The sequence below is a fragment of the Serratia sp. HNCC26DJ244 genome (assembly GCF_057180565.1).
Genome location: NZ_JBXUGO010000117.1, coordinates 1 through 456, shown reverse-complemented (window position 1 = coordinate 456; position 456 = coordinate 1). Strand labels below are relative to the sequence as shown.

The window sequence follows — 456 nt, the reverse complement described above, 5'->3', positions numbered from 1 at the left end:
GTCGTCAATGAAGATGGTCGTTGGTCTTTCCAGCCAGAGACACCGATGACTGATGGAAAGCACAACATCACGGTTTCTGAAACCGACCCTGTGGGTAATGAGAGTAAGCAGAGTGGTGGTTGGGAATTTAACGTCGATACACAAGCCCCTACCAAACCTGCTCTTGGGAGCGTTATCGATGACGTCGGTACCGTTACCGGCCCATTGAACAGTGGCAGCACCACAGATGATACCCAACCTGAACTGAAAGGTGTGGGGCAACCTGGCGATGTCATTATTATCAGTGACAATGGTAAGCCGATTGGCTCGACGGTCGTTAATGGTAAAGGTGAATGGAGCTATCAGGTTGAAGAGCCCCTGGCCGAGGGCAACCATAGCCTGACGGTCAGTGAAGTTGACCCGGCGGGTAATGCCAGCACACCTTCTGATCCTATTGTGATCGTGGTTGATACCACG

The 456-nt window shown here is 51.8% G+C and carries 1 protein-coding gene; it reads left to right on the top strand.

Features of this window, described 5'->3' with window-relative positions; translation table 11 throughout:
- Positions 1 to 456 (top strand): Ig-like domain-containing protein (locus tag AC2A06_RS18850; RefSeq protein ID WP_484381298.1); only part of this gene is annotated, 456 nt, incomplete at both ends.